Source organism: Micromonospora sp. NPDC048839 (assembly GCF_040649915.1).
Lineage (GTDB): Bacteria > Actinomycetota > Actinomycetes > Mycobacteriales > Micromonosporaceae > Micromonospora.
The window spans coordinates 209,627-234,072 of sequence record NZ_JBEZGL010000001.1 but is presented as its reverse complement, the minus strand read 5'-3'; the positions used below and the strand labels follow the sequence as shown (position 1 = coordinate 234,072).

Annotated in this window: 24 protein-coding genes, 1 tRNA gene and 2 pseudogenes; 17 read left to right on the top strand and 10 right to left on the bottom strand. The window is 68.5% G+C overall.

Features of this window, described 5'->3' with window-relative positions; all coding sequences use genetic code 11:
- Nucleotides 1-123 precede the first annotated feature (123 nt).
- From AB0C25_RS01070 to AB0C25_RS01060, 3 genes are all read left to right on the top strand, one after another.
- Nucleotides 124-705 carry an ATP-dependent Clp protease proteolytic subunit gene (locus AB0C25_RS01070; RefSeq protein ID WP_357369006.1) on the top strand — a complete coding sequence of 194 codons (582 nt, stop codon included), beginning with the start codon at nucleotides 124-126 and terminating at the stop codon, nucleotides 703-705.
- Between the two features lie 71 nt (nucleotides 706-776).
- A complete protein-coding gene (locus AB0C25_RS01065; RefSeq protein ID WP_357368301.1) occupies nucleotides 777-1,541 on the top strand; it encodes a hypothetical protein in 765 nt (254 codons plus the stop codon).
- A 176-nt stretch (nucleotides 1,542-1,717) separates the two neighbouring features.
- Nucleotides 1,718-2,068 carry a DoxX family protein gene (locus tag AB0C25_RS01060; RefSeq protein ID WP_357368300.1) on the top strand — a complete coding sequence of 117 codons (351 nt, stop codon included), beginning with the start codon at nucleotides 1,718-1,720 and terminating at the stop codon, nucleotides 2,066-2,068.
- Between the two features lie 101 nt (nucleotides 2,069-2,169).
- Here AB0C25_RS01060 and AB0C25_RS01055 read toward each other — a convergent pair whose 3' ends face one another.
- Nucleotides 2,170-2,541 carry a helix-turn-helix domain-containing protein gene (locus AB0C25_RS01055; protein WP_357368299.1) on the bottom strand — a complete coding sequence of 124 codons (372 nt, stop codon included), beginning with the start codon at nucleotides 2,539-2,541 and terminating at the stop codon, nucleotides 2,170-2,172.
- A gap of 46 nt (nucleotides 2,542-2,587) precedes the next feature.
- On the opposite strand from AB0C25_RS01055, the gene AB0C25_RS01050 reads away from it, so the two are divergent.
- The 3 genes from AB0C25_RS01050 (at nucleotide 2,588) to AB0C25_RS01040 (ending at nucleotide 4,576) form a co-directional block, all read left to right on the top strand.
- Entirely contained in the window at nucleotides 2,588-3,472 is an 885-nt protein-coding gene (locus tag AB0C25_RS01050) for an NAD(P)-binding domain-containing protein (RefSeq protein ID WP_357368298.1), read from the top strand.
- Between the two features lie 68 nt (nucleotides 3,473-3,540).
- Complete coding sequence (locus AB0C25_RS01045) at nucleotides 3,541-3,882, top strand: hypothetical protein (RefSeq protein ID WP_357368297.1); 342 nt, start codon at nucleotides 3,541-3,543, stop codon at nucleotides 3,880-3,882.
- A gap of 283 nt (nucleotides 3,883-4,165) precedes the next feature.
- Nucleotides 4,166-4,576 carry a hypothetical protein gene (locus AB0C25_RS01040; protein ID WP_328651430.1) on the top strand — a complete coding sequence of 137 codons (411 nt, stop codon included), beginning with the start codon at nucleotides 4,166-4,168 and terminating at the stop codon, nucleotides 4,574-4,576.
- Between the two features lie 342 nt (nucleotides 4,577-4,918).
- Here the strand turns inward: AB0C25_RS01040 and AB0C25_RS01035 are convergent, their stop codons facing one another.
- A complete protein-coding gene (locus AB0C25_RS01035) occupies nucleotides 4,919-5,320 on the bottom strand; it encodes an Imm50 family immunity protein (protein WP_357368296.1) in 402 nt (133 codons plus the stop codon).
- A gap of 508 nt (nucleotides 5,321-5,828) precedes the next feature.
- On the opposite strand from AB0C25_RS01035, the gene AB0C25_RS01030 reads away from it, so the two are divergent.
- From AB0C25_RS01030 to AB0C25_RS01020, 3 genes are read left to right on the top strand one after another with little or no spacing between them, the layout of a single operon-like run.
- A complete protein-coding gene (locus AB0C25_RS01030) occupies nucleotides 5,829-7,514 on the top strand; it encodes a replication initiator (protein ID WP_357368295.1) in 1,686 nt (561 codons plus the stop codon).
- A 25-nt stretch (nucleotides 7,515-7,539) separates the two neighbouring features.
- A complete protein-coding gene (locus AB0C25_RS01025; protein WP_030504500.1) occupies nucleotides 7,540-7,728 on the top strand; it encodes a helix-turn-helix domain-containing protein in 189 nt (62 codons plus the stop codon).
- Nucleotides 7,725-9,134 (top strand): tyrosine-type recombinase/integrase, encoded by a 1,410-nt coding sequence (locus AB0C25_RS01020; protein ID WP_357368294.1) that lies wholly within the window; start codon nucleotides 7,725-7,727, stop codon nucleotides 9,132-9,134. Before AB0C25_RS01025 ends, AB0C25_RS01020 begins: the two co-directional genes overlap by 4 nt.
- Before the next feature lie 187 nt (nucleotides 9,135-9,321).
- Here the strand turns inward: AB0C25_RS01020 and AB0C25_RS01015 are convergent.
- From AB0C25_RS01015 to AB0C25_RS01000, 4 genes are all read right to left on the bottom strand, one after another.
- Nucleotides 9,322-9,394: transfer RNA gene (locus AB0C25_RS01015), tRNA-Arg, on the bottom strand.
- A gap of 201 nt (nucleotides 9,395-9,595) precedes the next feature.
- A complete protein-coding gene (locus AB0C25_RS01010) occupies nucleotides 9,596-10,801 on the bottom strand; it encodes an IS110 family transposase (protein ID WP_357368293.1) in 1,206 nt (401 codons plus the stop codon).
- A gap of 365 nt (nucleotides 10,802-11,166) precedes the next feature.
- On the bottom strand, nucleotides 11,167-12,315 hold the full coding sequence (locus AB0C25_RS01005) for a hypothetical protein (RefSeq protein ID WP_357368292.1): 1,149 nt from the start codon (nucleotides 12,313-12,315) through the stop codon (nucleotides 11,167-11,169).
- A 6-nt stretch (nucleotides 12,316-12,321) separates the two neighbouring features.
- A complete protein-coding gene (locus AB0C25_RS01000) occupies nucleotides 12,322-12,633 on the bottom strand; it encodes a hypothetical protein (protein ID WP_357368291.1) in 312 nt (103 codons plus the stop codon).
- A gap of 61 nt (nucleotides 12,634-12,694) precedes the next feature.
- On the opposite strand from AB0C25_RS01000, the gene AB0C25_RS00995 reads away from it, so the two are divergent.
- The 5 genes and pseudogenes from AB0C25_RS00995 to AB0C25_RS00975 form a co-directional block, all read left to right on the top strand.
- Nucleotides 12,695-15,043, top strand: a complete 2,349-nt coding sequence (locus tag AB0C25_RS00995; RefSeq protein ID WP_357368290.1) for a DEAD/DEAH box helicase family protein — start codon at nucleotides 12,695-12,697, stop codon at nucleotides 15,041-15,043.
- A gap of 94 nt (nucleotides 15,044-15,137) precedes the next feature.
- Nucleotides 15,138-15,704, top strand: coding sequence for a hypothetical protein (locus AB0C25_RS00990; protein ID WP_355049061.1), 567 nt, complete (start codon nucleotides 15,138-15,140; stop codon nucleotides 15,702-15,704).
- Between the two features lie 2 nt (nucleotides 15,705-15,706).
- Nucleotides 15,707-16,354: a nucleotidyl transferase AbiEii/AbiGii toxin family protein gene (locus AB0C25_RS00985; protein ID WP_357368289.1), complete on the top strand. Its 648-nt coding sequence runs from the start codon at nucleotides 15,707-15,709 to the stop codon at nucleotides 16,352-16,354.
- A gap of 495 nt (nucleotides 16,355-16,849) precedes the next feature.
- Nucleotides 16,850-17,178: pseudogene (locus tag AB0C25_RS00980) on the top strand (hypothetical protein); the annotation flags it as partial.
- A 130-nt stretch (nucleotides 17,179-17,308) separates the two neighbouring features.
- Nucleotides 17,309-18,169 (top strand): annotated as a pseudogene (locus AB0C25_RS00975) (DUF4143 domain-containing protein); the annotation flags it as partial.
- 238 nt (nucleotides 18,170-18,407) lie between these two features.
- On the opposite strand, the gene AB0C25_RS00970 reads toward AB0C25_RS00975, so the two are convergent.
- Entirely contained in the window at nucleotides 18,408-18,818 is a 411-nt protein-coding gene (locus AB0C25_RS00970; protein ID WP_357368288.1) for an aldo/keto reductase, read from the bottom strand.
- A 54-nt stretch (nucleotides 18,819-18,872) separates the two neighbouring features.
- Here AB0C25_RS00970 and AB0C25_RS00965 point away from each other — a divergent pair, with 54 nt between their 5' ends.
- Together AB0C25_RS00965 and AB0C25_RS00960 are read left to right on the top strand one after the other, a co-directional pair.
- The gene (locus tag AB0C25_RS00965) at nucleotides 18,873-19,007 is read left to right on the top strand and encodes a hypothetical protein (RefSeq protein ID WP_357368287.1); all 135 of its coding nucleotides are present in this window, start codon (nucleotides 18,873-18,875) and stop codon (nucleotides 19,005-19,007) included.
- Between the two features lie 93 nt (nucleotides 19,008-19,100).
- Nucleotides 19,101-20,186: an MFS transporter gene (locus AB0C25_RS00960; RefSeq protein WP_357368286.1), complete on the top strand. Its 1,086-nt coding sequence runs from the start codon at nucleotides 19,101-19,103 to the stop codon at nucleotides 20,184-20,186.
- A 364-nt stretch (nucleotides 20,187-20,550) separates the two neighbouring features.
- Here the strand turns inward: AB0C25_RS00960 and AB0C25_RS00955 are convergent, their stop codons facing one another.
- Together AB0C25_RS00955 and AB0C25_RS00950 are read right to left on the bottom strand one after the other, a co-directional pair.
- Complete coding sequence (locus AB0C25_RS00955) at nucleotides 20,551-20,910, bottom strand: DUF1801 domain-containing protein (protein WP_357368285.1); 360 nt, start codon at nucleotides 20,908-20,910, stop codon at nucleotides 20,551-20,553.
- A 327-nt stretch (nucleotides 20,911-21,237) separates the two neighbouring features.
- On the bottom strand, nucleotides 21,238-23,190 hold the full coding sequence (locus tag AB0C25_RS00950) for a serine hydrolase domain-containing protein (RefSeq protein ID WP_357368284.1): 1,953 nt from the start codon (nucleotides 23,188-23,190) through the stop codon (nucleotides 21,238-21,240).
- Nucleotides 23,191-23,433: 243 nt separating this feature from the next.
- Here AB0C25_RS00950 and AB0C25_RS00945 point away from each other — a divergent pair, with 243 nt between their 5' ends.
- The gene (locus AB0C25_RS00945; protein WP_357368283.1) at nucleotides 23,434-23,703 is read left to right on the top strand and encodes a hypothetical protein; all 270 of its coding nucleotides are present in this window, start codon (nucleotides 23,434-23,436) and stop codon (nucleotides 23,701-23,703) included.
- 54 nt (nucleotides 23,704-23,757) lie between these two features.
- Here AB0C25_RS00945 and AB0C25_RS00940 read toward each other — a convergent pair whose 3' ends face one another.
- The gene (locus tag AB0C25_RS00940; RefSeq protein ID WP_357368282.1) at nucleotides 23,758-24,408 is read right to left on the bottom strand and encodes a CGNR zinc finger domain-containing protein; all 651 of its coding nucleotides are present in this window, start codon (nucleotides 24,406-24,408) and stop codon (nucleotides 23,758-23,760) included.
- Nucleotides 24,409-24,446 lie beyond the last annotated feature (38 nt).

The following is a 24,446-nucleotide window of genomic DNA, read 5'->3' as shown; positions in this document are numbered from 1 at the left end:
GGCGGCAGAATCACTGGGCCAGCGACCACCGTGGCCCGCACGCTGGAGGGGCCGGTCCACCGGGCGGTCCCACCGCTCGCCGGCGTGGTGGAAGGCGGCGGCGTGATCTCCTCCGGGGTACGGATGCTGGACGGCGCGCAGCCGTCCTTCGGCGACCAGGTGTTCGAGCGACTGCTGCGGGAACGGATCGTCTTTCTCGGCACCGAGGTGACCGAGGAGTCGGCCAACCAGATCTGTGCGCAGATCCTGCTGCTCTCCGCCGAGGACGCCGAGCGGGACGTCTTCCTCTACATCAACTCGCCGGGCGGGTCGGTGAGCGCGGGGATGGCGGTCTACGACACGATGCGCTACGTCCGCAACGACGTTGCCACGCTGGCGCTCGGGTTCGCCGGTTCGATGGGACAGTTCCTGCTCTGTGCGGGCGCAGCCGGCAAGCGGTACGCGCTGCCGCACTCGCGGATCATGATGCACCAGCCGTCCGGTGGAATGGGCGGCACCGCCTCGGACATCACCATCCAGGCCGAGAACATGCTGCACGTGAAGCGGACGATGCAGGAGCTGATCGCCCAGCACACCGGACGGACCCTCGCCGAGATCCAGCAGGACTGGGACCGCGACCGGTGGTTCACCGCCGAGCAGGCCCGGGACTACGGCCTCATCGACCAGGTGATCACCCGAGCCGAGCAACTGCCAACGATTGTCTGATCCGTCCCGCTCTGCCGGCGCTGCCGCCACTGGCGAAAATCCGGTAGCGGCCGTTTATTAGGGTCACGTCTATGCGCCGACTGATTCCCACCCTGTCGATAGTCCTCGCCGTCGCCCTCGTCGGCGGCTGCGGCACCAAGTCCGACGACTCCGCGAAGCCCGACGCCACGGCGGCCGCACCGTCCAAACTCGAACCGGTCGCGGCCGTCAAGCAGGGCCTGGACCGCAGCATCGCCGGCACGGTCAGCATGCAAGCCTCGATCAAGGCCGGCAACCAGTCGATGACCCTCGGCGGAAAGTTGGATCCCGTCGCCAAGGCGATCCAGATCAGCGGCAAGGCCCCGGAACCGATCGAGGTCCGGATGCTCGACAACACCGCCTACATCAAGTCCGAGTCGATGGAGGGCGAGAAGCCCTGGATGAAGATCGACCTCGGCAAGCTCAAGTCGACGAGCACGCTGCGCCAGTCGTTCGACTTCAAGTCGCAGACCGGCCTCGTCGGCGGCACCGTTTCCGCCCAGGAGGTGGGCGAGGGCCGTTACACCGGTATCGCCGATCTCAACAAGGCGGCCGAGGTCGCCGGCGCCGAGGCCGGAATGCGGGAAGGTCTCGAGTCGACCGCCAAGTTGGCGAAGGACCCGACGGCGATTCCGTTCGAGGCGACCCTCGACGCCGACGGGCGCCTCACCACGCTCTCCTACACCATCGCCACGAAGTCGCTTGGTGACCTCGTCACCGAGATGCGGATGAGCGAATTCGGCAAGCCGGTCACGGTGGAAGCCCCACCCGCCGGCGAGACCGAGGCGGCCGACGAGGAGATGTACGCGTTCCTCTGACCGACCGGCACATCGTCGGCGTCACAAGCGTGGGCTGCGGGTCTCGCGCAGCCCACGCTGCGTCGGACGCCCGACACGACCCGACGTGGCACACGCTGTGCCCCAGGTCACAGCTCCTCAGGTAACAATCCGCGGCACCGATCCGTCCTTGAGGCAGACAACCACAGGGAGGGCACATGTTCGCCGCGTACGTCACGCTCACGATTCTCGCCTCGGTCTTCACCGGCATCGCTGCCGTCACCTACCTGATCGGCCACGACTATCCGAAGGCCCAGGCCGACATGAAGCGCGTCCCACACTCGTGGTTGCCCCGGTTGGGCCTGACGCTGGCGGCGGGATCCCTGGGCCTGCTGGTCGGATTCGCCGTACCGCTGCTGGGCACCCTCGCCGCCGCCGGCCTCGTGCTGTACTTCGTCGGCGCGCTCATCGCGCACCTGCGGGTGGGCTCCCGCCAACTGGTGGGGCCGGCCGTCTTCTTCACCACGACGGTGGCCACGCTGGCGGTGAACGTGGCCTACCACTGGTGACCCGACGGCCCCGCGCCGCCTGCCGTAGCCACTTATTTGTGGGTACTTGCCGGCGCGTGGGCGCGGCGTGAGTCTGGTGGTGGGCAGTCGCGAGGGCCGGATCACAGGGAGGTGGCCGATGGTTCAGGAGGCCCCCCGGCCTCGATGAGCTTCTCCAGGCGACGGTGGCCCCAGTCGGAAACGGGGGCCAGCGCCTCGGAGAGGTCCCGGCCAAACGCGGTCAGCGAGTAGACGGTCTTCAACGGCAGCACCTCGTGCACCTCCCGGTGCACCAGTCCGTCGGCCTCCATCTCACGAAGCGCCTGAGTCAGCACCTTCTCGGTGAGGCCCGGCAGTTGACGGCGCAGCTCGCCGGGCCGGTGCGGACCGGATTCCAGCAACCAGAGCAGAGCCGTCTTCCACTTGCCGTCGATCACGGCGATCGCGGCGGTCACCCCGCAGACATTCAGGTCCTGTACACGACTGCGCGTCATATCCGTCCTATTCGCTGTTTTTACTATGCTTTCCGGGAGTTGGATCGTGTCTTCGTACTCCGAAAAGTCTGTCACGGTGCTGGGTCTGGGGCCGATGGGACGAGCCCTGGCCGGCGTGTTCCTGGACGCCGGCCTGCGGACCACGGTCTGGAACCGGACCCCGGGCCGGGGACGAGAGTTGGTCGAGCGGGGTGCCACCGCCGCCCGGTCGGCCGAGGAGGCGGTCGCCGCGAGTGGGCTGACCGTGGTCTGCGTGGTGAACTACGACGCGTCGGACGCCATCCTGAGACCCGACGCGGTCACCGATGCGCTCCGGGGGCGCACGGTCGCGAACCTGACCGCGGACACTCCGAACCGGGCCCGGGACACCGCGCGATGGGCGGCACGGCACGGCATCGGGTACCTGGACGGGGCGATCATGACCCCGATCCCCACCATCGGGACGCCGGACGGGGTGTTCATCCACTGCGGACCGACCGACCTCTACCAGGAGCACCGGCCGGCGCTGAACGCGCTGGGCGGCACCCACACCCACCTCGGTGACGAGATCGGCCGGGCAGCGGCGTACGACATCGCGTTGCTCGACATCTTCTGGACCGCGATGGCGGGCTACGCGCACGCGTTGGCGGTGGCGCGGGCGGAAGGTGTCACCGCACGAGAGCTGGCCCCGTTCGCCAAGGGCATCGGCGCGATCCTTCCGCCGATCTTCGAGCAGACCGCGGAGGAGGTGGACAGCAGCAGCTTCTCCGGCGAGGACAACCCCATCACCTCGGCGGCATCGTCCATGGCCCACATCGTCCACACCTCCGAGGCCCACGGCATCGACGCGGGCGTGATGCGCGCCGCCGAGGGCATGGCCCGCCGCGTGATCGGACTGGGCCACGGCACCGACGGGTTCATCCGGGTCGCCGAGATGCTGGGACGGCGCTGAGGGTCGACGCCGGTTCGCGGTGGATCTCATCGTCACGGCACCCCTGCGGCCGGCCTTAGACTGGCCGCATGGGTGTCGATGTCGAGCTGATCCGAGTCGAGCAGCAGGGCACCAGCCCACGCAGACGTCACGAGTCGCAGGTAGCAAAGATCGGTGACGCGCACTTTCACCTCGCCACGGTGCTGGAGCGGGTCCAGCAGCACGGGAGGACGCCGATGCTGGACCGGATCGACCCCTACGGCCTGCTGGAACTCACGTCGGTGGAGATGCCTCAGTTCCTCGGTGAGCTGAATGTCCTTGTCGAGCAGGCAGAGGGGCCGGACGAGGAGCGGATCCTCGATGCCGTACGACGCTTGGCCGAGACATGCCGTGACAGCGCAACCCTGTGCCTGCGCTTCGTCGGCGACTAGATCGTCGGCATCGTTCTCGGCGCGCCGCGCTGACGTGGAGATCGCCGGCAGGCCAAGTGGGCAGGCCCAGGGCGCGCTTGATTCGAGGTGCCCCCGGCAGGATTCGAACCTGCGACACACGGTTTAGGAACGGTTTAGCGGCTGCTGGGCCATCTGCCGCCTCACCAGGGGATTCGCGTGAAGGCTCCGCCGTGATGTGCTTGATCGTTCCGCGTATGTTCCGGATGACTCTCTACCTGGCTCGCCCTTGAAGTTTGCAACCGGCGCGGCTACCGTCCCGCGAGTGCCAGACGATCCACTTGATTCAGGCAGGCCGCGCGAAGGGCTAGCCCGGGGCCTGCGTGCGGTGCTCATCTGGACCCTCATCGGGCTGCCAGCGATTGGGGTCCACTACCTCGTCTGGGATGCGACTGGCGGCTACTGGCTCGGGTATCTGGCGGGTTCCGTCCTGCCGGTGGCGGTGACGCCATGGCTCGCCCCTCGGGTTTCCTACCGACGTCGGGACGTACTGATCACTGCGATCGCATGGCCGTACATGGCGGGTGTGATCGCGTCTCGAATGGCGTTGCTGCCATACCGGGACTGGGCTCCCCGGACAGACGAGGTGCGGCGCTCGCGCTGGCACTACAACCCGCGATACGCCGGCTACTGGTGGATCTCCCAGAACCCGTCACCGTGGCCGCCGAAGAAGTGACAGGCTTGCGCCCCGGTGCGCCGTCAAGCGCGTGTCCACCCTGCGGACAAAGAGCAGCCGCCAGATTCACACGTTGAAGCGGAACTTAGACTCCCTCTCGCCTGACCTGCTGCGGCCTGGTCGACGCGCTGGTCACGTTCGCTCCTGAACTCACGGCGTTGACGGCTGGTTGCCGACGTTTCACGCTGTCTTGTGCCCCGTGTGTGCCCCCGAGGACTCCTTGACCCCCAGGCAACCAACACGGCTCGCTGACCTGCGCGGTTATGGGCATGTCCCTGCGGCAACCGTCTGGGATCGTCCGTGGACGTCCGCCGCCGCTCGTACCCGTCGTCACCCAGATAGTCACTCAGCCGAGGCACCGCAATAGGCCGACAGGTGTGACAGAACAAGCCATCGGGCGTCAATGTTGATACCCACCGGGCCATTGTTAGCCCTCAACGAAAGCGCTTTGCCCATGCGCTCGACATTGATGTCAAGCAGAGCGCGAGTCGTCCAACCGACTATGGTCAGGTGCAGCACATCCACCAGCGTGAGTTGGACCTGAACGACGTTGAAGCCTTGATCCGCCCACTTCTTTGGTGGCGACTTAGGGAACTGGGAAAGGTCAAAGCGCAACGTAGCGCGTGGCCCGTCGCGATGCAGGACCAACTCATGGAGGTCAACCGACGTCAGCGCCGGCAGGTCCTCATCATAAATCGCCCGGATGCCGTGCGACTCACTCAAGAGATCAACCCAGCCAGACATCCTGGTGCCTTCCGTTGGTCGTCAGAACGAGGCCAATCCTGCCATCCCGTCTGCCGCCGACCCGCCCTCCTGGGGGAGCGGGCCTCCGCCCGGTCCGCCACGTCAAGCGGACCTTGACGCACGTTCGGACGCTGGCGGGCCGGGTGGTGGTCTGCTCGGCTCGCCCGGGTCGCCGGCTGGCGGGATGGTCCTGCGCAACCACCCACGGACCGCAACCCGCCGACGGACCCCCGGCCATCCCGGAGTCGTTGCGCCCCCGCCGGAGGCGCGGTAACCGCAACCCACCCGCCGCCGCGACCGCCGCACGGACCTGGCGTGCCCTTCCCTACGCCGCGCCGAACGGGCGCGGCCCCGGCCGGCTGCCGGCCCACGAACCTCAACCACCCTCGGCGCTACCGTCAGCGGCGGCCCCTCGGGCTTCCCGCTCTCCGCGCCAGCCGCCGGGCGTTCTGCGTGGCCGGAGTCGGAGCGGCAGCGGAGCGACGGACGCGCGCCCAGGCGGCGGCGCGTGCGGCCCGTCTCGGGCCGCCTTGAAGACGTCCGCGCCGCCGCCGGCTGCACCCGCCCCATCCGCCTCGCCGGGCAGCTCCTCACCGTCGAACCCACCACCGGCCGACTCCTCGACGCCCGGCACACCGACCACATGCCCGACGCCGCGATCTACAAGGCGTGCGGCAACCGCCGCGCCACCGTCTGTCCCACCTGCGCTGGCGTCTACCAACGCGACGCCTACCAACTCCTGCGCGCCGGCCTCGTCGGCGGCAAGGGCGTCCCCGAAACCGTCTCTCGACACCCGGCCGTGTTCGCCACCTTCACCGCACCGTCCTTCGGCCCCGTGCACAACCGGGCGGTCAAGCGCCACACCTGCGCCAACCGCAAACGCTGCGACTGCCGACCCGACCCCTGCCACGCCCGCCGCAGCACCGACCCCACCGCCGGCCTCTGCGCCCACGGTCGCCCGGCCGTGTGCTGGGCACGCCACGAACCCGGCGACCAGGTGCTCGGTCAGCCGCTGTGCTTGGACTGCTACGACCACGACCACCAGGTCGTCTGGAACGTGTTCGCAGGCGAACTGTGGCGGCGCACCAAGCAAGCCGCGGAACGGTGGCTCGCCCAACTCGCCCGCCGACGGGGCATCCCACCGGCCCGGATGGTCTCCGACGCGGGCAAGGTCCGCACGGTCGCCCCGGTTCGGCTGTCCCACGGCAAAGCCGCCGAGTTCCAAGCACGCGGAGCAGTCCACTTCCACGCCCTGGTGCGCCTCGACGGCGTCGATCCCACCGATCCCACCGCCGTCATTCCACCACCGCCCGGGTTCACCGCCGCCGACCTCGACGACGCCATCCGCCACGCCGTGGACCAGGTCGGCTACACCACCCCCACCCACCCCGACCGGCCCGAAGGCTGGTCGATCGTGTGGGGCGACCCGTCCAAGGGCCTCGACATCCGACCCATCAGTCTGACCGGGAGCGGTGAGGTCACCGATGGCATGGTCGCCGGCTACCTTGCCAAGTACGCCACCAAGAGCACCGAGGTAACCGGGCACCGCTCCGTCAGGCTCGACGCCGACACCATCGGCGACTACGCCGACCCCGACGGCGACCACACCGCCCGCCTCATCGACGCCTGCTGGCGACTCGGCCGACCCACCAGCACACCCATTCCGCTCTCACAGCGGCCCCGGGACCACCGACCTCGGCCCGGCTTCGTGAAGCGCTGGGAATGCCCCGACTGCGGCACCCACACCCGCTACGCCGCCTGCCCCGCCTGCATCGCCGACCGTCAAGCCAGCCTTGACGCCGAATCCATCAAACCGGTGACGAGCAGCCCTTACGCCCGGCTGCGGCGCTGGGCGCACATGCTCGGTTTCGGCGGCCACTTCCTCACCAAAGCCCGCCGCTACTCGGTGACCTTCCAACTCCTGCGCGACACCCGCGTCACCTACCGACGCAACGACGACCAGGACCAGGACGTCACCGACCCCATCAAAGCCGTCGACCACCTCGACGAAGACGACACGACGCTCATCGTCGGCACCCTCACCTTCGCCGGCGTCGGCTGGCACACCACCGGAGACGCCCTGCTCGCCAACACCGCCGCCGCCATGGCCCGCGCCCGACACGCGACCGGTCGCGAAGAACTCGCCCACGAACTCGGCACCACCCCGGCCGGCTCCACGCCGGTCGCCGCTTGATTCGACAGGAGGAAGGACTCTGACCGTGGATGACGACCTGATGACCGTTCCGGAGGTGCTCGCCGCGCTCAACAACGTGTCCCGCCGGACGTTCTACCGGTGGCGCGAACTCGGTATCGCCCCGGCCTGCATCCGGCTTCCCAACGGAGAGCTTCGGATATCGAGGAAAGACCTCCGAATCTGGCTGGAACAGCGGCGCGAGGTGGCGGCGTGAAGTCTCGTCGCGTTCGCATCTGGGCGATCAAAGCCAACACCGGGGCTGGCGGGTCGAAGAAGGCCAAGCGGTCGTACACCGTCCGGTGGGTGGTGGCTGGCCGCGAGAAGTCCCGCACGTTCGTCACGAGAGCACTGGCCGACAGCTTCCGCTCGGACCTGATGCAAGCCGCCAACCAGGGCGAGGCTTTCGACATTGACACCGGGCTACCCGACTCGATGACGGAAACCCCGGCGGCTACGACCTGGCTGGACTTCGCCAAGAAGTACGCCGATATGAAGTGGGCGGGCGCTGCGGCCAAGTCGCGAGACAGCATGATCGAAGCGCTCGCCGCCGTCACAGCGGCACTCGTCAAGGATGCCACCGACCGACCGCCGGTCGAGCTGCTTCGCCAAGCGCTGCGTAACTACGTCCTGCCGCCGCCAGCTCGTGGCCTGGACATGCCGCCGCACATCGCTGACGCGGTGCGCTGGCTGCGCCACGCTTCCCTGCCGCTGCCTGATCTCCGCGAAGCGGGGACCGTTCGGAGTGCCCTCGACGTCCTGGTGGTGAAGCTCGACGGCAAGCCGGCCGCCGCGACCACCGCGCGTCGTAAGCGGTCGGTGTTCTACAACGCGCTTCAGTACGCGGTCGAGCTGGAAGAGTTGGAGTTCAACCCGATCGATAAGCTTCGCGTGCGGTCGCAGCGCAAGAAGATCGCCGAGGTCGTCGATCGTCGGGTGGTCGTCAACCAGCGCCAAGCGCTGGAACTGCTGATCGCTGCCACCTACGTTGGCCAGCGAGGTCGGAAGGCGAAACGTGGTGAGCGCTTGGTCGCGTTCTTCGCCTGCCTCTACTTCGCCGCGCTCCGTCCAGCAGAAGCGTTGGCGCTGCGAGAGCAGGACTGCGACCTACCCGAGAAAGGATGGGGTCGGCTGACGCTGGCCAAGAGTCGACCCCAGGCGGGCAAGCGGTGGACCGACAGCGGCGAGGTTCACGACGACCGAGGGCTGAAGCATCGAGCCGAGGATGAGCCGCGTAGCGTACCGATCCCGCCCGCGCTTGTGGCGATCCTGCGCGCCCACATCGAACGGTTCGGGTTCGCCAAGGACGGCCGCCTGTTCCAGAGTGAGCGGGGCAACGTGGTTGCGGCCTCGACCTACTCGCGCGTCTGGGATGAGGCGCGTCGACTGGCGTTGACGCCGCGCCAGGTTGACTCTCCGCTCGCTGGTCGGCCGTACGACCTGCGGCACGCCGCCGTGTCGCTGTGGCTGAACGCTGGTGTGCCGGCAACCGAGGTAGCCGACCGGGCCGGACACTCCGTGGACGTACTACTGAAGGTCTACGCCAAGTGCATCGACGGCGCGGAGGCAACCGTCAACGAGCGGATCTCTGAGGCTCTGACCGGCGTGGCCTGGCCCGCATGATGTTCGCCGTTCCGGATCTTGCTTCGGCCGTGTCTCCTGACCTGGGCAGATGCCTTCAAGGTCATTCCGTACCTGTTCCGCGACCTGCGACAAACGACGGCTTCCGGTGACCTACGGTTGCACACCTGTTCTAATCGAACAGTGTGCGTATCGCCAGCTCGAACGGCGTTTCGGCTGCATAACAAGGTGCCCCCGGCAGGATTCGAACCTGCGACACACGGTTTAGGAAACCGATGCTCTATCCCCTGAGCTACGGGGGCGCGAGGGCCCAGTCTAGCGACCTTGGGGTTCACCTGGGGTGGCAGGGAGTGGCCCACGTTCGCCCACGTCACCCGGACCGCCGTTCGCCCAGCCCAGGACCACAGCTCGAGCACACAAACCCCGGTTTGCGACCGGCGGTCGGCCGCGGTGACCCGCGTTGGCCCCCGTTGACCCGGGTTGGCATCCGCTGGAGGGAGTCTCTACGCGAGTTCGCACAGCGCCACCTCTGCTGATCTTGGTTGTTTGGGCTGGTAGGGGGTCTTGTCGCGGATGCAGGCCCAGAGGACGTTGAGGCGTTGTCTGGACAGGGCGGCGGTGGCTTGGCGGTGGGTCTTTCCTTCGGCTCGTTTCTTGTCGTAGTAGGCGCGGGATCGTGGGCAGTGGGTCAGGGCGGTGAAGCTGGACATGCTGAACACCCGGCGTAGCCCGCGGTGGTAGCGGTGGGGTCGGACCTGGTGGCCTTGGCAGCGGCCTGAGTCGCGGGAGATCGGCGCGAGTCCGGCGTGGGCGGCGAGTGCTGCGGCACTGGGGTAGGTGGTGAGGGTGCCGGCGTGGGCGAGGAACTCGGCGGCGAGGGTGGTGCCGATGCCGGGCAGGCTGGTGACGATCTCCCCCAGCTCATGGTCGGCGACGATGGCGGCGATGGTTTCCTCGATGGCGGTGATGCGGTCGTTGACCGCTTCCAGGTCGGTGGCCATCTGGGCCACGATCCCGGCCGCAGTGGCCTCCCCGGCGACGGCGACGGTCTGCGTGCGCGCGGCGGTGAGGACTTTGGCGGCGAGGGCCTTGGCGGCCCGGACGCCGTGCTGGCGCAGGTAGGCCAGGATGCGGGCTTCACCAGCTCGGCGCAGTCCGGCGGGGGTCTGCCACTGCGCGAGGAGCCACAGCGCACCTTTGCTACTCAGGTTCAGTGCCTTCTCCAGGGCGGGGCTGATCATGGTGAGCAGGTCCTGGATGCGGGCGGTGATGCGGACGCGGTCGGCGACCAGGTCGAGGCGGCGAGAGACGAGGAGCTTCAGTTGCTGCTGCACCTCGTCGGCCACGGTGAGGGTCGGAAGGTCGTTGCGCATGCGTAGGGTCTGGGCGATGACGTAGGCGTCGTGGGCGTCGGTCTTGCGTTCGCCGTGGAACGCCTCCGCCATCCGCGAGGTGACGGTGCCGCTGACGTAGCGGACGTCCGCACCGCGGTCGAACAGGACCGCCAGCAGCAGCGAGGCGGGTCCGCCACGTAGGTCGATAGCCCAGGTGATCGGCCTGCGGCGTTTGCCGAGCCGCCCGGCGATGCCGGAGATGGCCTGCTGGTCGTTGGGGATCTTCTCGGACAGAACTACGGTGCCGTCGTCGTCGACGACGCACACGTGGTGGTGGGTCTTGCCGACGTCGACGCCGGCCCACAGGCTGCCCATCGGGCATCACCCTTCTCGCTCGTGCTGGTCAAGGGGCGTGGACCCGCCGCGGTTCAGTAGCCACAACTTCGGAAAGGGCGATCGGTCGCAAGTCTCCATCCAGTGCTGATACAGCGGTTGTCAGCGAGGGCCGGGGCGTCCTACTCCTAGCTGGCCATGACATCGGCAGCACACACCCAGACAGTCACCCGGCCCTCCGGGTCCACCCTCGTGAACGACACGGTTCGATGTCTGGTTGCGGGTCCGGGCGGACGCCTGGAGCCTCCTGCCATTGGCGTCGGCTGTCCGGAGCGTCCCCGATACGCCGCGGTGGCCTCACGACCTTCCCACACTCTGGCGAGGGTCACCGGGCCGCGAACCGTGCGTCAGGTGTCGAGGCCGGCGAGGTTGAGGCGTTCGAGCAGGCTGGGCTTGCGGGCGTGCACCGCCCGTAGCTCGGCCAGCCGCTGTCGGAACGATGTGCTGTCTCCGTCGCGTTCGCCGAGATCGCGTAGGTCGACGAGGAGCTGAACTGCGGTGTCGTACTCGCGGGGTTTCTTCGTGGCGATGAGTTCGTCAACCCGCTGCCATGCGGCGGTTTGGTCGACCGCGAGAGCGTCGAGGTGTCGTTGCCGGGCGGCTGCGGCGGACCGTTCCCGGCGAACCCGCTCGCGTTCGCGCTGGTCGGCGTCCCGTCGTTCCCGTTCGGCGCGCAACTTCGCGGCGGTGGCGAGTAGTCCCCCGGCGGTGCGGGCGGCCGTCGGGGTGGCCGCGTCGGTGGGGTGTGCGTCGCGGTAGCGGCGCAACAGTCGGCTGCGTAGGTGGTTGTCGCCGCCGGTGATCAGGTCGGTCAGGATGGCGTCCTTGTCCCGAGCGGGCAGCCCGACGACCCAGGTGCGTAGTTGCGCAGCGGTCGGTTCACCGGCGGCGGCTGGCGCTGACCCGGCCGCCGCAACCGCGATCAGATCAGAGTCGATGCGTAGGAACTCGGCGACAGCGGTGAGGGGCGCGTCGAGGGTGCCCAGTCCGCCGGGGACGGGCGGTTCGGGCTCGTCGTCGGCGATCTCCTCGGACTGTACGCAGCGCAGCCAGGCCAGGTAGAGCAGGCGCAGGTCGCCGGCGGCGAGGCGGGCCCGGACCGGGATGATCGAGGTGAGCAGACCGTGGCCGTCGAGGTCCCACTCGTCGGTGCCGTCCTCGTCGTCGTGGAGGTCGATGATGATGTGCTCGCCGGCGGTCCACACGGACGCGCTGTCGCCCTGGCAGTAATGGGCGACGGTTGCGGGGTCGAGCAGGTGTTTCGGTAGCCGCAGCATGAGCTGGTGGGTTCCCCAGTTGGCCAGGTACAGGTGGGCGTCGAAGTACCGTTCCATCAGCGTGCGGGGGTTGCCCTTGAAGTTGCCCCACTCGTAGGTGTTGACGAAGCTGGTGGCGGTGATGTCGGCCCGGGTCGACAGCGACCGCAGCTCGGCCCGCTCCCGGCCGGTGAGGGGCCGGTCGACGGCGACGAATTCGTAGTACTGGTACTCGCTCATCGTGGCCTACCTTCCGGCCCAGTGCCGATAGACGTCGATCCAACCGGCGCCGTCCGGCGCGGGGGTGGGTAGCGGCAGATCAAGGAGGTCGATCCCCTGCCGGTGGCGACCTCGGGCGCAGACCGCGACGATGCTGTCAGCGGTCAGATCGACCTTCCGCACGGTGACCTCGACGCCGAGGACGGTGGTGGTGAACGGCACCGCCAGATGCTCCTTGATCATGGCGAACAGGCCGGTGAGCTGCTCGTCGTCGCCGTACGCGTCGACGGTGGCTTCCTCGATCATCGCCTGCAACGTGGCGTTGCCCTTCGATGCCATCGGCGGAGGATAGCGGACCGGTCTCGCGGTGCCCGGAGCCTGATGCGCGAGGATGGTCGGCATGGGTTCGGTAGCCGAGTTCGTCGATCTTCGGCGGGAGGTGGAGCGGTTACGGGCGGAGAACGCCCGGCTGGCGCGTCTGCTGGAGCTGCGCGGCCAGGACACATCTGCGGCGCCGGAGCAGTTGTCCGCGCCGGTTGAGCCGCCGGGGCTGGTCACCATGGCTTCGCCGACTCGGGACAAGCTGGCGATGTTCGTCGACCGGTTCCGGGCACGGGCCGACGTGTACGCCGTGCGGTGGGACAACGTCCGTACCGGTGCCGCCGGTTGGATGCCCGCGGTCGCGGGCGGTTGGCGTAAGGGTATGGACCGGCGGGGTGCCGCCTACCTGCACCGGACGACGGAGGTCGTCGCGGCGCATCTGGTCGGCGACGTGTTCATGGGCCTGTACCCGCTGATGCCCGGCAACACCTGTCATTTCGTCGTGGCCGACTTCGACGGGCCGACGGCGATGCTCGACGCCCTCGCCTACGTGAAAGCGGCACGAGCCAGCGCGGTGCCCGCCGCGATGGAGATCTCCCAGTCAGGCCGCGGCGCCCACGTGTGGATCTTCTTCACCGGCGCTGTTCCCGCGGCCACCGCGCGCGCCGTCGGCACGGTCCTGCTGCGCGAGGCGATGGTGCTGCGCGGGTCGATGGACCTGCGGTCGTACGACCGTCTCTTTCCCAACCAGGACGTCCTGCCCGAGGGTGGCTTCGGCAACCTCATCGCCGCACCGCTGCAGGGCCGCCGCCGCAAGGACGGGCTGACCACGTTTCTCGACCTCGGCACCCTCGAGCCGCACGCGGACCAGTGGGCGTTCCTGTCGACGCTGGACCGGCTCAGCCCCGGCGACGCCGAACACGTCGCCCGGCAGGCCAAGCAAGCCGCCACCGGTGCCGACGTCGCCACGATGAGCCGGTCCGCCGCGACCCAGGTCCACCCTCCGCTCCCTCCGGTGGTCCACGCGGAGGCAGGCGCCGGGCTGAGCATCGACGCCAGACAACTCACCCCCGCCGCGCTGGCGACGTTCAAGCACGCCGCCGCCATGGCCAACCCGAAGTTCTACGAGCTGCAGCGACTCCGCAAATCCACCTGGGACACCCCGCGCTTCATCCAGGGCTACGACCTCACCCTCGATGACCGCCTGGTCCTCCCGCGGGGCCTGCGGCACTCCATCGCCACGATCGTCGAGCGGGCCGGGTCCCGGCTGGCCGTTACGGACGCACGAAACCCCGGGACCGAGATCGACGCCGCGTTCACCGCCGCACTCACCAGCAGGCAGGCCAACGCGGTCAGCGCGCTTCTCGCCCACGACGACGGGATCCTGGTAGCCCCACCCGGCTCCGGCAAGACCGTCATGGCCTGCGCCGTGATCGCCGAACGCAACACCTCCACCCTCGTCCTCGTCGACCGCAAAGCGCTCGCTGACCAGTGGCGCACCCGGATCCAACAGTTCCTCGGATTGAGGCCGGGGCAACTCGGTGGCGGCCGACGCAAGCTCACGGGCACGGTGGACATCGCGCTGCTGCCCTCCCTGGCGCGGCGCGACGACGTCGCCGCCCTGACTCAGGGGTACGGGCACGTCATCGTCGACGAATGCCACCACCTCGGCGCCGCCGCGTACGAACACTCGGTCAAACGGATCGCCGCGCAGTTCTGGCTCGGTCTCACCGCCACCCCCACCCGACGCGACGGCCTCGGCCAACTCGTCACCTGGCAACTCGGACCCGTCCGGCACACCCTGACCGACGAGGAACAAGGCACTCTCGCGGCAGCGATGTACACCGACGCCGGACCCCGTCGAGCGCTGTTCATCCACGAGACCATCTTCCAGCCCGGCGACGTCGACCTTGACGCCCCCGGCGCGCTCGCCGAGGTACACCGGCGACTGGCCCTCGACGAGCCCCGCAACACCCAGATCGCTGAAGATGTCGCCGTAGCCCTGACCCGCGGTCGCAACTGTCTCGTCCTGACCCGACGGGTCGCCCAGGTCGGGGCACTCACCGCTCTGCTCGCCGCACGCGGACACCAGGCGCTCGTGCTCCAAGGCGCGATGAGCACCAGCGAACGCCGGACCATCGTTCACCGGCTCGACGGCGCCAAGACCGGCGACGGCCTGCTCGTCATCGGCACCACACCGTTCATCGGTGAAGGCTTCGACGCCCCAGCCCTCGACACCCTCTTCCTCGCCGGCCCGATCTCCTACGACGGCCTACTCGTCCAGTGCGCCGGCCGCGTCATCCGCGCCGCACCCGGCAAGGACGTCGCCGAGGTCCACGACTACCACGACCCAGCCACCCCCATCCTCGCCGCCTCACTCCCACGCCGCATGCCCGGATACCGGACACTCGGCTTCACCAGGACATGAACGCATCCCATCGCGATCATCATGACTGGTCCGCCGGCTACAGAGACATGACGTAAGCCAAGCGTGCTGGGCCTAGCCTGGTAGGTTAGCGGTCATGGGCCGGTTCTCCGAGGATGAGTTGCAGGCGGTTGTCTCCCGGTATGAGGCGACGCGGGCCGCCGCGTTGACCGAGCGGGACGAGCAGCTGCGGGCGTTCCACGCGGCCGGGTGGCGGCCGGTGGATCTGCAGCGGGTCACCGGATACAGCCGGGAGACGATCCGTCAGGCACTCCGACCGGAAGTCCGGCGGGCGACAAACATCAACCGGCGCAGGACATCACCCCAGCCACCAGCGGACTACCAGCCCTACGGCGACCGGAAGCCTTATGTGATCGCCGAAACCCTCGCCGCGCTGCACGGCCCCACCAAGGGCATGGTGACGCTTCCGCGTCACCTCGACTGGTCCGGGCACGCCGAGTACGACCTGAACCGGCCCGCACGCCTGGCCAGCATGTACAAGGTAGTGCTCACCGAAGCCAGCACGGTCGAGGATCTGCACGCCTGGCTCGATGCCGGCCTCCTCCGGCGGCTCTGGCCCACCCTCTGGCTGCCACCCCGGCTCCGCCAGCGCTGGGAGGAAGCCTTCCCCGAACTCGCCGCCACCCGCAGCGACGCGGCGTAGCGGTGGACCCCTTCCACGAACGCCTCGCCCGCACCGGGCTCGCGGCGGCCGATCGCTACGGCTTCGCGCTGGCCGGCGGTTACGCGGTTCAGGCCGCCGGGCTTGTCGAGCGGCCCAGTGAGGACGTTGACCTGTTCACCGCGTGGGACCGTCGCGACGAGTTCACCGCCGCGGTCGTCGCCGTCGTGCACGCCTACCGCGGCGACGGCCTGACCGTCGAGACCGAGCGGCAGTACGACACCTTCGCCCGGCTGGCCGTCACCGACGGTGTGCGGGCTTCCAAGGTCGAGCTCGGCGTGGACTGGCGTGCCAACGAACCGATCCTCATGGCGATCGGACCGGTACTGCACCCCGACGACGCGGTCGCGAACAAGATGAGCGCCCTCTACGGGCGAGCGTTCGCCCGGGACTTCATCGACATCGACGCCACACTCCGATCCGGCCGCTACACCCGCGACGCCCTCGTCGCCCTCGCGCAGCGCGCCGACCGTGGCTTCGACCCGCGCATCTTCGCCGACGCCCTCGGACAAGCCAACGAGCTCGATCCCGACGACTTCGCCCAGTACGGCGTCACCGGCCCAGCGCTGGACGATCTCCGAAGCCGATTCGCGGAGTGGCGCCGCGATCTGCTCGACGACGAGGAAGGATGACTCGGCTCCCGACTCGCGGCAATGTCAAGCTGCACCCGGAGGACCCACAGCGTTCCAGCTGATCTTCGGCAAGCGATCGCAGCGAGCCCGCGAAGCGACCGGCACGCAAGGGGTGACAGTAGGAAAGCCGCAGGCCGTCGGCTCGTGGACACCGACGGAGCGTCGTCTTAGGAAACCGATGCTCTATCCCCTGAGCTACGGGGGCGCGAGTGGCCAGTCTCGCGACCTGCGGGTCGACCCGCGCTGGCAGGGAGTGCCCCCCGTTGGCCTGCGTTGACCCAGTGGGCCGACCCGACCGACGACCAAACGTGGATCACACCAGACGGGTCAGCGACCATGATCGTTGACCCCGACTGGCCTGAGGTGGCACGCCTTGACCCGGGTTGACCTCCGCTGGCGGAGTCTCTACGCGACTTCGCACAGCGCCAGCTCAGCTGATCTTGGTTGTTTGGGCTGGTAGGGGGTCTTATCGTGGATGCAGGCCCAGAGGACGTTGACTACCGGCCCTACGGTGACCGGAGGCCCTACGTGGTGGCCGAAACCCTTACCGCGCTGCACGGCCCCGACCGAGGGCACGGTGACGCTTCCGCGTCATCTCGACTGGTCCGGGCAGGCCGAGTACGACCTTGACCGGACCGCACGCCTGGCCAGCATGTACAAGGTGGTGCTCACCGAAGCCAGTACGGTCGAGGATCTGAACACCCTGGCTCGACACCGACCTCCTCCAGCAGCGCTGGCCCACCCTCTGGCTGCCACCCCAACTCCGCCAACGCTGGGAAGAGACCTTCCCCGAACTCGCCGCGACCCGCAGCAACGCGGCGTAGCGGTGGACCCCTTCCACGAACACCTCGCTCGCGTGGCCCGCAAATCGAACATCAAGCGACCGCGTACCGAACGCACCTGATGCCGCAAATCGAAAGCCAAGGTCCCCGCAGATCGAAAATGCGGCCGTTATCCCAGGGCGAACTCGACGCAGCGCCGGACGGATTCATCGACGCCGTCTTCGCGCTCGGCCCGGACCTGCGACACGAGTCGGACGTGACCCGCGCCGACTACGCGGCCCGAATCGTACGCGGCGGCCTACCCGAGGCCACCACCCGCACCGACCCACGCCGCCGCCAACGATTCCTCGACGCCTACGTCCAGGCGCTCATCGACCGCGACGTCCGCCAACTGTTCGACATCCAGCACAAGGGCGAGCTACGCAAACTGGTACGCCTGCTTGCGGCCCGATCCGCGACCATCATCGCCGCCAACTCCCTCGAATCCGCACTCGGGCTCAGCCGGCCGACGATCGCCCGCTACCTCCAAGCCCTGGAAGAGATCTTCCTGATCAAACGGATTCCCGGCTGGTCCCGCAACCTGGGCACCCGCGCCACCGCCGCGTCGAAACTGATCTTCGTCGACTCGGGCATCGCCGCCAACGAGATCGCGACCGACGCCCGGGCACTGCTCCGGCCGGGCGCACCGTTCGGCCCGCTGCTCGAATCATTTGTCCTGTCCGAGCTGTCCCGGCAGCTCACCTGGTCCGAGCAGTTCGTCGACCTGTCCCACTACCGCGACCAGAGCAGGTACGAAGTCGACGCGGTGCTCGAGAACCGAGCTGGTCAGGTGGTCGGGATCGAAGTCAAAGCAGCCACCACCGTCGGACCCGACGACTTCCGCGGGCTACGCCGGCTCGCCGAGCGCCTCGGTAATGACTTCGTCGCCGGCATCGTCCTCTATACCGGAACCTCCACGCTGCCATTCGGCGACAGACTCCGCGCCATGCCGGTCAGTACCCTGTGGCAGGCTCCCACCCCGACAGCAGATTGACCTCCCCCACAGGTCGCTCCTCAACCGGTCAGGGCCGCCGAGGACCGAAGGGCGTGGTCTGCTGATCTTCAGCAAGCGATCGCATCTGGACCACGCAGCGACCGGCACACGAGGCCAAGAAGCGAAGAGCCGCAGGTCATCGGGTCTGTGGATCTAACGGTGTTTCCGGCGTCGTACGGGTGCTGCACGTGGGTGCCCTCGGCGGGGCCGGCCGACACGAGAGGGCCGGCCCCTGCAGTCAGCGCTCGATAAACCGCATCTGCTCGTCGGCGTGGTGGCCGCCCTCGGCCACGGGCAGCGCGGTGAGGGCGGCGATCTGTTCGGCCGTCAGCGTGACGGTGTCTGCGGTGACGTTCTCCTCGACGCGGTTCACCCGCTTGGTGCCGGGGATGGGGAGGATGTCGTCGCCCTGGGCGAGCAGCCAGGCCAGCGCCACCTGCGCCGAGGTCACGCCCACCTGATCGGCGATCGCCTGCACCTGATCGGCGAGGCGCACGTTGCGCTGGAGGTTCTCGCCGGTGAAACGAGGGTGGTTCTTGCGGAAGTCGCTGTCGTCCAACCTCGCCCAGCACCGGAGTGCCCAGAGGACGTCGACGAGGTCAAGGCCATCGGCGCCGAGATCGGCGTCACGCCCGCGCAGACCGCGCACGCGTGAATCCTGACCAGGGGCGACGATGTCGCCCCGATCCCCCGTACCCGTCGGGTGTCCCGAGTCGAGGAGAACACCGCCGCCGACACCGTCAGACTCACCGCCGACCAACTCAAGCGCCTCGACTCGCTCACGCCCGCCGCCGGCGCCGGCCACGACGACGCCAACATGGCCTCGATCGACCGCTGAGCTGAGTACGTCGACAGACTTGGATGTGCGACTCAGGTCCAGGCGCGTTGTCTTGATGAGTACGCCCATGCCTCACACAGCCTCGGAGAATTCGTGTCAGAAGCACCAGAGCAGGGCCGAGGTGGTCGTCATCTCATCGCTCTCGGCATCGTCTTCATCGCGGTCGGATTGTCCGCCGCGATGGCCACTCCCTACCTGACTCTGTTTCTCGACGAAGCCCTGGGCGCTGACACCACTGGCATCGCGGTGTTTCTTGCTGCCGCACCGATCAGTACGGTCATCGTCGCCAGCCTGTTCGGCCGCCTCTCCGACCGGTTGCCCCACCGCCGCGGGATTTTGCTTATCACCGCACTGGCCGGTGTCGCATCGAGCGGGCTGTCCGCGGTCGTCCGCAACTACTGGCTCATTCTCCTCATCACCGTGACGCTGACCGCCGTCGCCAACGCGGTGATGCCCCAGATCTTTGCCTACGCCCGCGAATCACTGGTCGGCGGTAGCAACGTCGCGATGCGGATGAGCACGTTCCGCATGCTCTTCTCCGTCTCCTGGGTGGCCGGCCCACCTCTTGCCTCGCTGCTGCTGGCCACCGGCGGCTTCGCGATGACCTACGCCTTCTCCGCGCTGATGTACGTCACGGTCGCCGTCGTGGTCCTGGCGGTCCTCCGGCGGCGACAACCGGCAACATCCGAACATGATCACCTGCCGCCCGCGGTGGAGGCCGCCACGTGGCACCCCGCTATCTGGATGAGCGTGGGCGCCTTCACGCTTCTCTACGCCGCCAGCAATCTCGCCGTCCAAGCCCTACCGCTGTTCGTCCTGCGCGAACTCGACGCGGGTATCGGCAGCGCCGGGCTGCTCTTGGGGCTCTGCGCAGGTTTGGAGATACCTCTCATGATCGGTTTCGGGTATCTCGCCACCCGCGTCCCGATACACCGGCTGCTCGTCATCGGCACTGGTTGTGGCCTCGCCTACATGGTGTCGGTCGCCTACGCCACCGACGTCTGGCAACTCATGGCCGCGCAGCTACTCAACGCGGCAACGGTCGCCGCCGTCGGTGGCCTCGGCATCACCTACGTCCAAGACCTGATGCCCCGTGAACGCGGACGCGCCTCGACGCTGTACACCAACACCATCCCGATCGGCGCCCTCCTCGCCGGCCCGGTCCTCGGTGCGGCATAACAAACCGGCTACCGCGCGTCATTCGTCATCGGAGCGTTGCTCTATGCCGGCGCAGTGCTGCTGCTATTCCTCACCAACTTCCTGAACAGACCCCGACTGCCCAAGACACCCGGTCCTGCAACTCCCGTCGACGACCAGCGACTCGCCGGGCCGGACAGCACCGCTCCGACGGAGGAGTGGTCTGGCACCGCCTCGTCCGGCGCCAAGGAGTTCACACGGCACGCGTCCTGATCACCGGATCCACCGACGGCATCGGCTCGTGCCGCTGCTGAGCGACGGCCACGAGGCCGTCGTACACAGTCGGGTGCTGGAACGCCGGACGGCCGGACGGACGCCGGCCGGCACGATCGCGGCATGCCGGCGGCTACAGGCCAGCAGTGGTCTTCTCCAGGATGCCGGCGAGTGCACCGAAGTCGACGTCCTGCCCTTCGGTGATGTCGACGGTCTTGCGCTCCCCCTTGCCCATCGCCCGGAGGAATCCCTTGACCTCGGGGACGTCCGTCGCGTTGAAGACCATGAACGAGACCTTGGCCTTGGCCACCGCGATGACGGCCGCGTAGTGGCCGTTCTTGAGGTAGTGCGGCTTGCCGTACTGGAGTCGTTCGTCCACCCCCGGAACGGTCTGGTCGATCATCGCGCGCAGCTTCTCGCAAACCTCGACCTGCCACGGCTGCGCCTTGTTGATGTACTGGGTGACCTCGTCGTTCACGTATTTCTCCCTCATCGGTGCTCGCTGGTCGTCACACGTGTCGTAGCCGAGGGTCGGTGACCGCCTCGCGCCCACTCTGCAGTGCCAACCACCTCGGGCGAATCCTCCCGCGGTACCCCCCGGCCCGTCTGCCCCGTTGCGGGCTGGGCCACGTCGGCCAACTCCCCAGGCAGCGACTCAGCCACGTAGTGGAACAGGTAGACCCCGTCACCCTCGGTCGGGCCCTGCGGAGCGGATGCGGTGGGGCTCGGATCGGGGTCGGCCGTGGAGCCACACCTTCGGGATCTTCGGCGACGCCACTCAGACGGTGATCAGGTGCGCTGCGGCGCGCGCCGCGCGCCCTCAGCCCATCGGGGTTCCGATCAGGTTGTAGGTGAAGGCCACCATCAGATAGCTGATGGCGGCGATGGTCGTGATCGTGTACGCCATTCGGCCCGTTACGGTCCACCATCGTCTGGCCCACGCCGCTCCCGTGCCGGCGATCATCACCGCCGTTGTCGCCACCGCGATTCCGTTCAGGGACAGCAGGACCGTCAGCACCACCGAGCCGAGAACGACCGACTCGGTGAGGGCGTTCATGTCTGACGCCAGCACGGCGAGCCAGCCGATGAAGAGCGTCGTCAGTCCGCCGGTGAGCCACGCTGCGACCCGCGCCGCTCGCGCCCAGCGCGAGTGCGCCGGCTTGCCCTTCCGCTGTCGTACCAACGCCAGGATCGGGAACCAGAGGAACGCCACCAGCAGGACCACCACGCCGGCCCCCAGCATGATCTGGTGCAGGGTCGGCGACGAATACCAGGCCAGTTTCGTGAAGGCGACCGTCGGGTCGTCCGACGTGAACAGATTGCCCTTGCCGTCGAAGGCGAGCTGAGCCTGTCCGGCTTGCTCCTGGAACAGTCCCGTGCCGATCGGGTACCAGTGCTGGTCGCCCGCGTTCGGATTCAACGACAGACCGCTCGTGGTCAGCGAGCCGCCGGGGGCCACGGCGACGGTGGCCGTCGAGAGCAGCGCCACCACCTTCGTCACCTGGGTGTGGCTGATGCGGTTGACGCGATAGTTTCCCGCCAGACCGGACGTGTCGATCCCGCTGACCGCCTTCGGTGCTGGACTCGTGTCCGGGACGTAGCGGTCGACGATCTGGTGGATGAGGTCCCTGCCGTTCCAGCTCGCGACGCCGTTCGTCCCGTCGCCGTTGTAGACCACGTAGATCCCGATCTTCTGGTCGGGCAGCATCGCGAGATTGGCGTGGAAGCCCGGGACGTCGCCGTTCTTGAACAGCATCGGCTGTCCGTTCCGCGGCGCGTGCTGCAGCATCCAGCCCATCCCCGGCAGACGTGGGTCCATCGTGAAGTGTTGCTCCCGCAGCGACTGGGCGACGCCCGCGCCGAGCCGTGGGTCGTCGGCCATCTGGGCGATCATGAAGGTGCCCAGGTCGGTCGCGGTGGCCACCGTGCCCGCCCCGGTCGGTGACCACGCGCCGTACTGGCCCTCTTCGCGGACCTGGCCGCGACCTACGGGACGGTAGCCGACCGCCACGCGCGCCTGGATCGCGGCCGGATGCGGCTGAACGAATGTCGTGCCGCTCATCCCCAGTGGTCCGAAGACGTGGTCCTGGGCATATTGTGCGAACGGTTGGCCGGAGACGACCTGCACCAGATATCCGGCCAGCGCGACGCCGTAATTGTCGTATCGCGCCAGGGTTCCCGGCGGGCGGACCCGGTCGGGCTGGTGCGCGGCGAGGTATTCCCCCAGGGCCGGCGCGGCTGCGGGGTCGGCCACGGCGACCCCGCGCGGGTCGTCGTCGAAGCCCGCCGTGTGGGTCAGCAGATCCGCCACCGTGACCGGGTGCCCGGGATAGGTGTCGCGAATCTTGAAGGCCTTGAGGTAGGTGTTCACGTCGGCGCTCGGATCGAGCTTGCCCTGCCGGATCAGCTGCGCGGCCGCCGTCGCTGTGAAGATCTTGGCCACCGAGCCGGTGAAGAACGCGGTCGAGGCCGCATCGACAGGCGTTCGGGCCGGAACGTTCGAGACGCCGTATCCCTTGGCGAAGACCTGCTTTCCGCCGGCCACGACGACGACCGCAGCGCCAGGGATCCGGTCCCGCGCCAGCTGGGTCGAGACGACCTGATCCACCAACTGCCCGATGCCGGTCAGCTCGGCGGCCGGTGCCCCCACCGGCGCCCCGGCAGGGCTCTCCCGGGTCACGAGCGCCGCGGAGGCCGCCGAGAGAGGAGCGAGCGCCAAAGCCCCAGCGGTAACCCCGGCGACCAGCGTGCGCATCCGGCGGGTCGTGTGCATACCCCGAGCCTTCCGAAACGGCGGCCGGATACCGATCATGCTGGCACTCGTCTACGGGGTAGGGCTAACCCTACCGGGCCGCCGACCGCGCGTCCGACATGGATAATCGCCACACGCGAAGTGGAACAGCAGCCAACCCCGCACAAGGCGGTCGGGCCGAGGCGGAGGCCGGGCGGCGATCCGGCGGGGCGCGTTTCGCGAGCCCGTGGTGACCAGAGAAGCGGTGGTGAACAGGAGACAGGTATGACCGAGCAGGCGCTGACCCGCGTGGCGCTGTACGCGTTCGCCCAGCACACCAACCGGCGGGTTGCCGAGTTCCGTTGGCAGCCGGGCCAAGCGGTGTCGCTGACCGTCCTCGACCCCGAATGGAGCGCGCTCGCACAGGACTTCTACGACAACGGCGTCCCGGTCGGCGCGGGGCGGGTGCCGCCGGAGGCCGGTCCGGAGTTCATGCAGGCGCTGCTGCAACGGTTCCGGATGAGCTACTACACGTTCGTCGACGAGAGCGGCTGAGCCAGGAGGTCCACCAGCACGGCAGGCCGCTGACCCGCCAACCTTCGTCACTGCCTACGGGCCGGCCGTCCGGGCGGCACGGCGGCGTTCGGTGAGTCGTCGCGCCTTTACCGCGTTACCGCAGTCGGCCATGCGGCACCAACGGCGGGATCCGCTGCGGCTCTGGTCGAGAAACAGCCAGCCACAACCGCCCTCGAGCACCGGGCAGCGGCGTACCCGGGTCAGGTCGGCCGTCAGCATGACGTCGAGGGCGGCCGCGGCGATCCGGTCGGGCACGACCATGGCCGGCACCGTGCCGTAGGTCAGCCGCACCCGCGACGAGTCGAGCACGAGTCTCGCTCGGGCGGCAGCGCCGGACCAGCGCTGATGTAGTGCGACCAACGCGGCGCCGGCCGCGACCGGGTCACCTGCCGTGCCGCCGTCCGCGTCGGTGATCGTCGCGAGCAGCACGAGATGCAGCGCCTCGCGAATGTCCCGGACGGCGGCCACTGCCGCGTGCGCCGCCGCGGGCTCGTCGCGCCACGCCCGGCCAATCTCGTCGGCCTCCGCGTCGCTGATCACGCCCACCCGGACCGACCAGCGCAGCAGAGCGGAGCTGTCGGACAGGAAGTCGTGCGGCGACGCGCCCCCTCGCTCACGTGTGTTGACCAGATCGAGCACGGGGTGCCCACCAACCAACGGTAGCTGGCACACGTCGAGGGGCATGCCGAAAGGCTACCACCTATGACATCGAAGGAGGTTGC

Bases quoted from the DNA above. Each gene is read 5' to 3' on its own strand.
- AB0C25_RS01070 (WP_357369006.1), top strand. From the start codon at position 124: ATGCTGGACGGCGCGCAGCCGTCCTTCGGCGACCAGGTGTTCGAGCGA.
- AB0C25_RS01065 (WP_357368301.1), top strand. From the start codon at position 777: ATGCGCCGACTGATTCCCACCCTGTCGATAGTCCTCGCCGTCGCCCTC.
- AB0C25_RS01060 (WP_357368300.1), top strand. From the start codon at position 1,718: ATGTTCGCCGCGTACGTCACGCTCACGATTCTCGCCTCGGTCTTCACC.
- AB0C25_RS01055 (WP_357368299.1), bottom strand. From the start codon at position 2,541: ATGACGCGCAGTCGTGTACAGGACCTGAATGTCTGCGGGGTGACCGCC.
- AB0C25_RS01045 (WP_357368297.1), top strand. From the start codon at position 3,541: ATGGGTGTCGATGTCGAGCTGATCCGAGTCGAGCAGCAGGGCACCAGC.
- AB0C25_RS01035 (WP_357368296.1), bottom strand. From the start codon at position 5,320: ATGTCTGGCTGGGTTGATCTCTTGAGTGAGTCGCACGGCATCCGGGCG.
- AB0C25_RS01010 (WP_357368293.1), bottom strand. From the start codon at position 10,801: ATGGGCAGCCTGTGGGCCGGCGTCGACGTCGGCAAGACCCACCACCAC.
- AB0C25_RS01005 (WP_357368292.1), bottom strand. From the start codon at position 12,315: ATGAGCGAGTACCAGTACTACGAATTCGTCGCCGTCGACCGGCCCCTC.
- AB0C25_RS01000 (WP_357368291.1), bottom strand. From the start codon at position 12,633: ATGGCATCGAAGGGCAACGCCACGTTGCAGGCGATGATCGAGGAAGCC.
- AB0C25_RS00995 (WP_357368290.1), top strand. From the start codon at position 12,695: ATGGGTTCGGTAGCCGAGTTCGTCGATCTTCGGCGGGAGGTGGAGCGG.
- AB0C25_RS00990 (WP_355049061.1), top strand. From the start codon at position 15,138: ATGGGCCGGTTCTCCGAGGATGAGTTGCAGGCGGTTGTCTCCCGGTAT.
- AB0C25_RS00955 (WP_357368285.1), bottom strand. From the start codon at position 20,910: ATGAGGGAGAAATACGTGAACGACGAGGTCACCCAGTACATCAACAAG.
- AB0C25_RS00950 (WP_357368284.1), bottom strand. From the start codon at position 23,190: ATGCACACGACCCGCCGGATGCGCACGCTGGTCGCCGGGGTTACCGCT.
- AB0C25_RS00945 (WP_357368283.1), top strand. From the start codon at position 23,434: ATGACCGAGCAGGCGCTGACCCGCGTGGCGCTGTACGCGTTCGCCCAG.
- AB0C25_RS00940 (WP_357368282.1), bottom strand. From the start codon at position 24,408: ATGCCCCTCGACGTGTGCCAGCTACCGTTGGTTGGTGGGCACCCCGTG.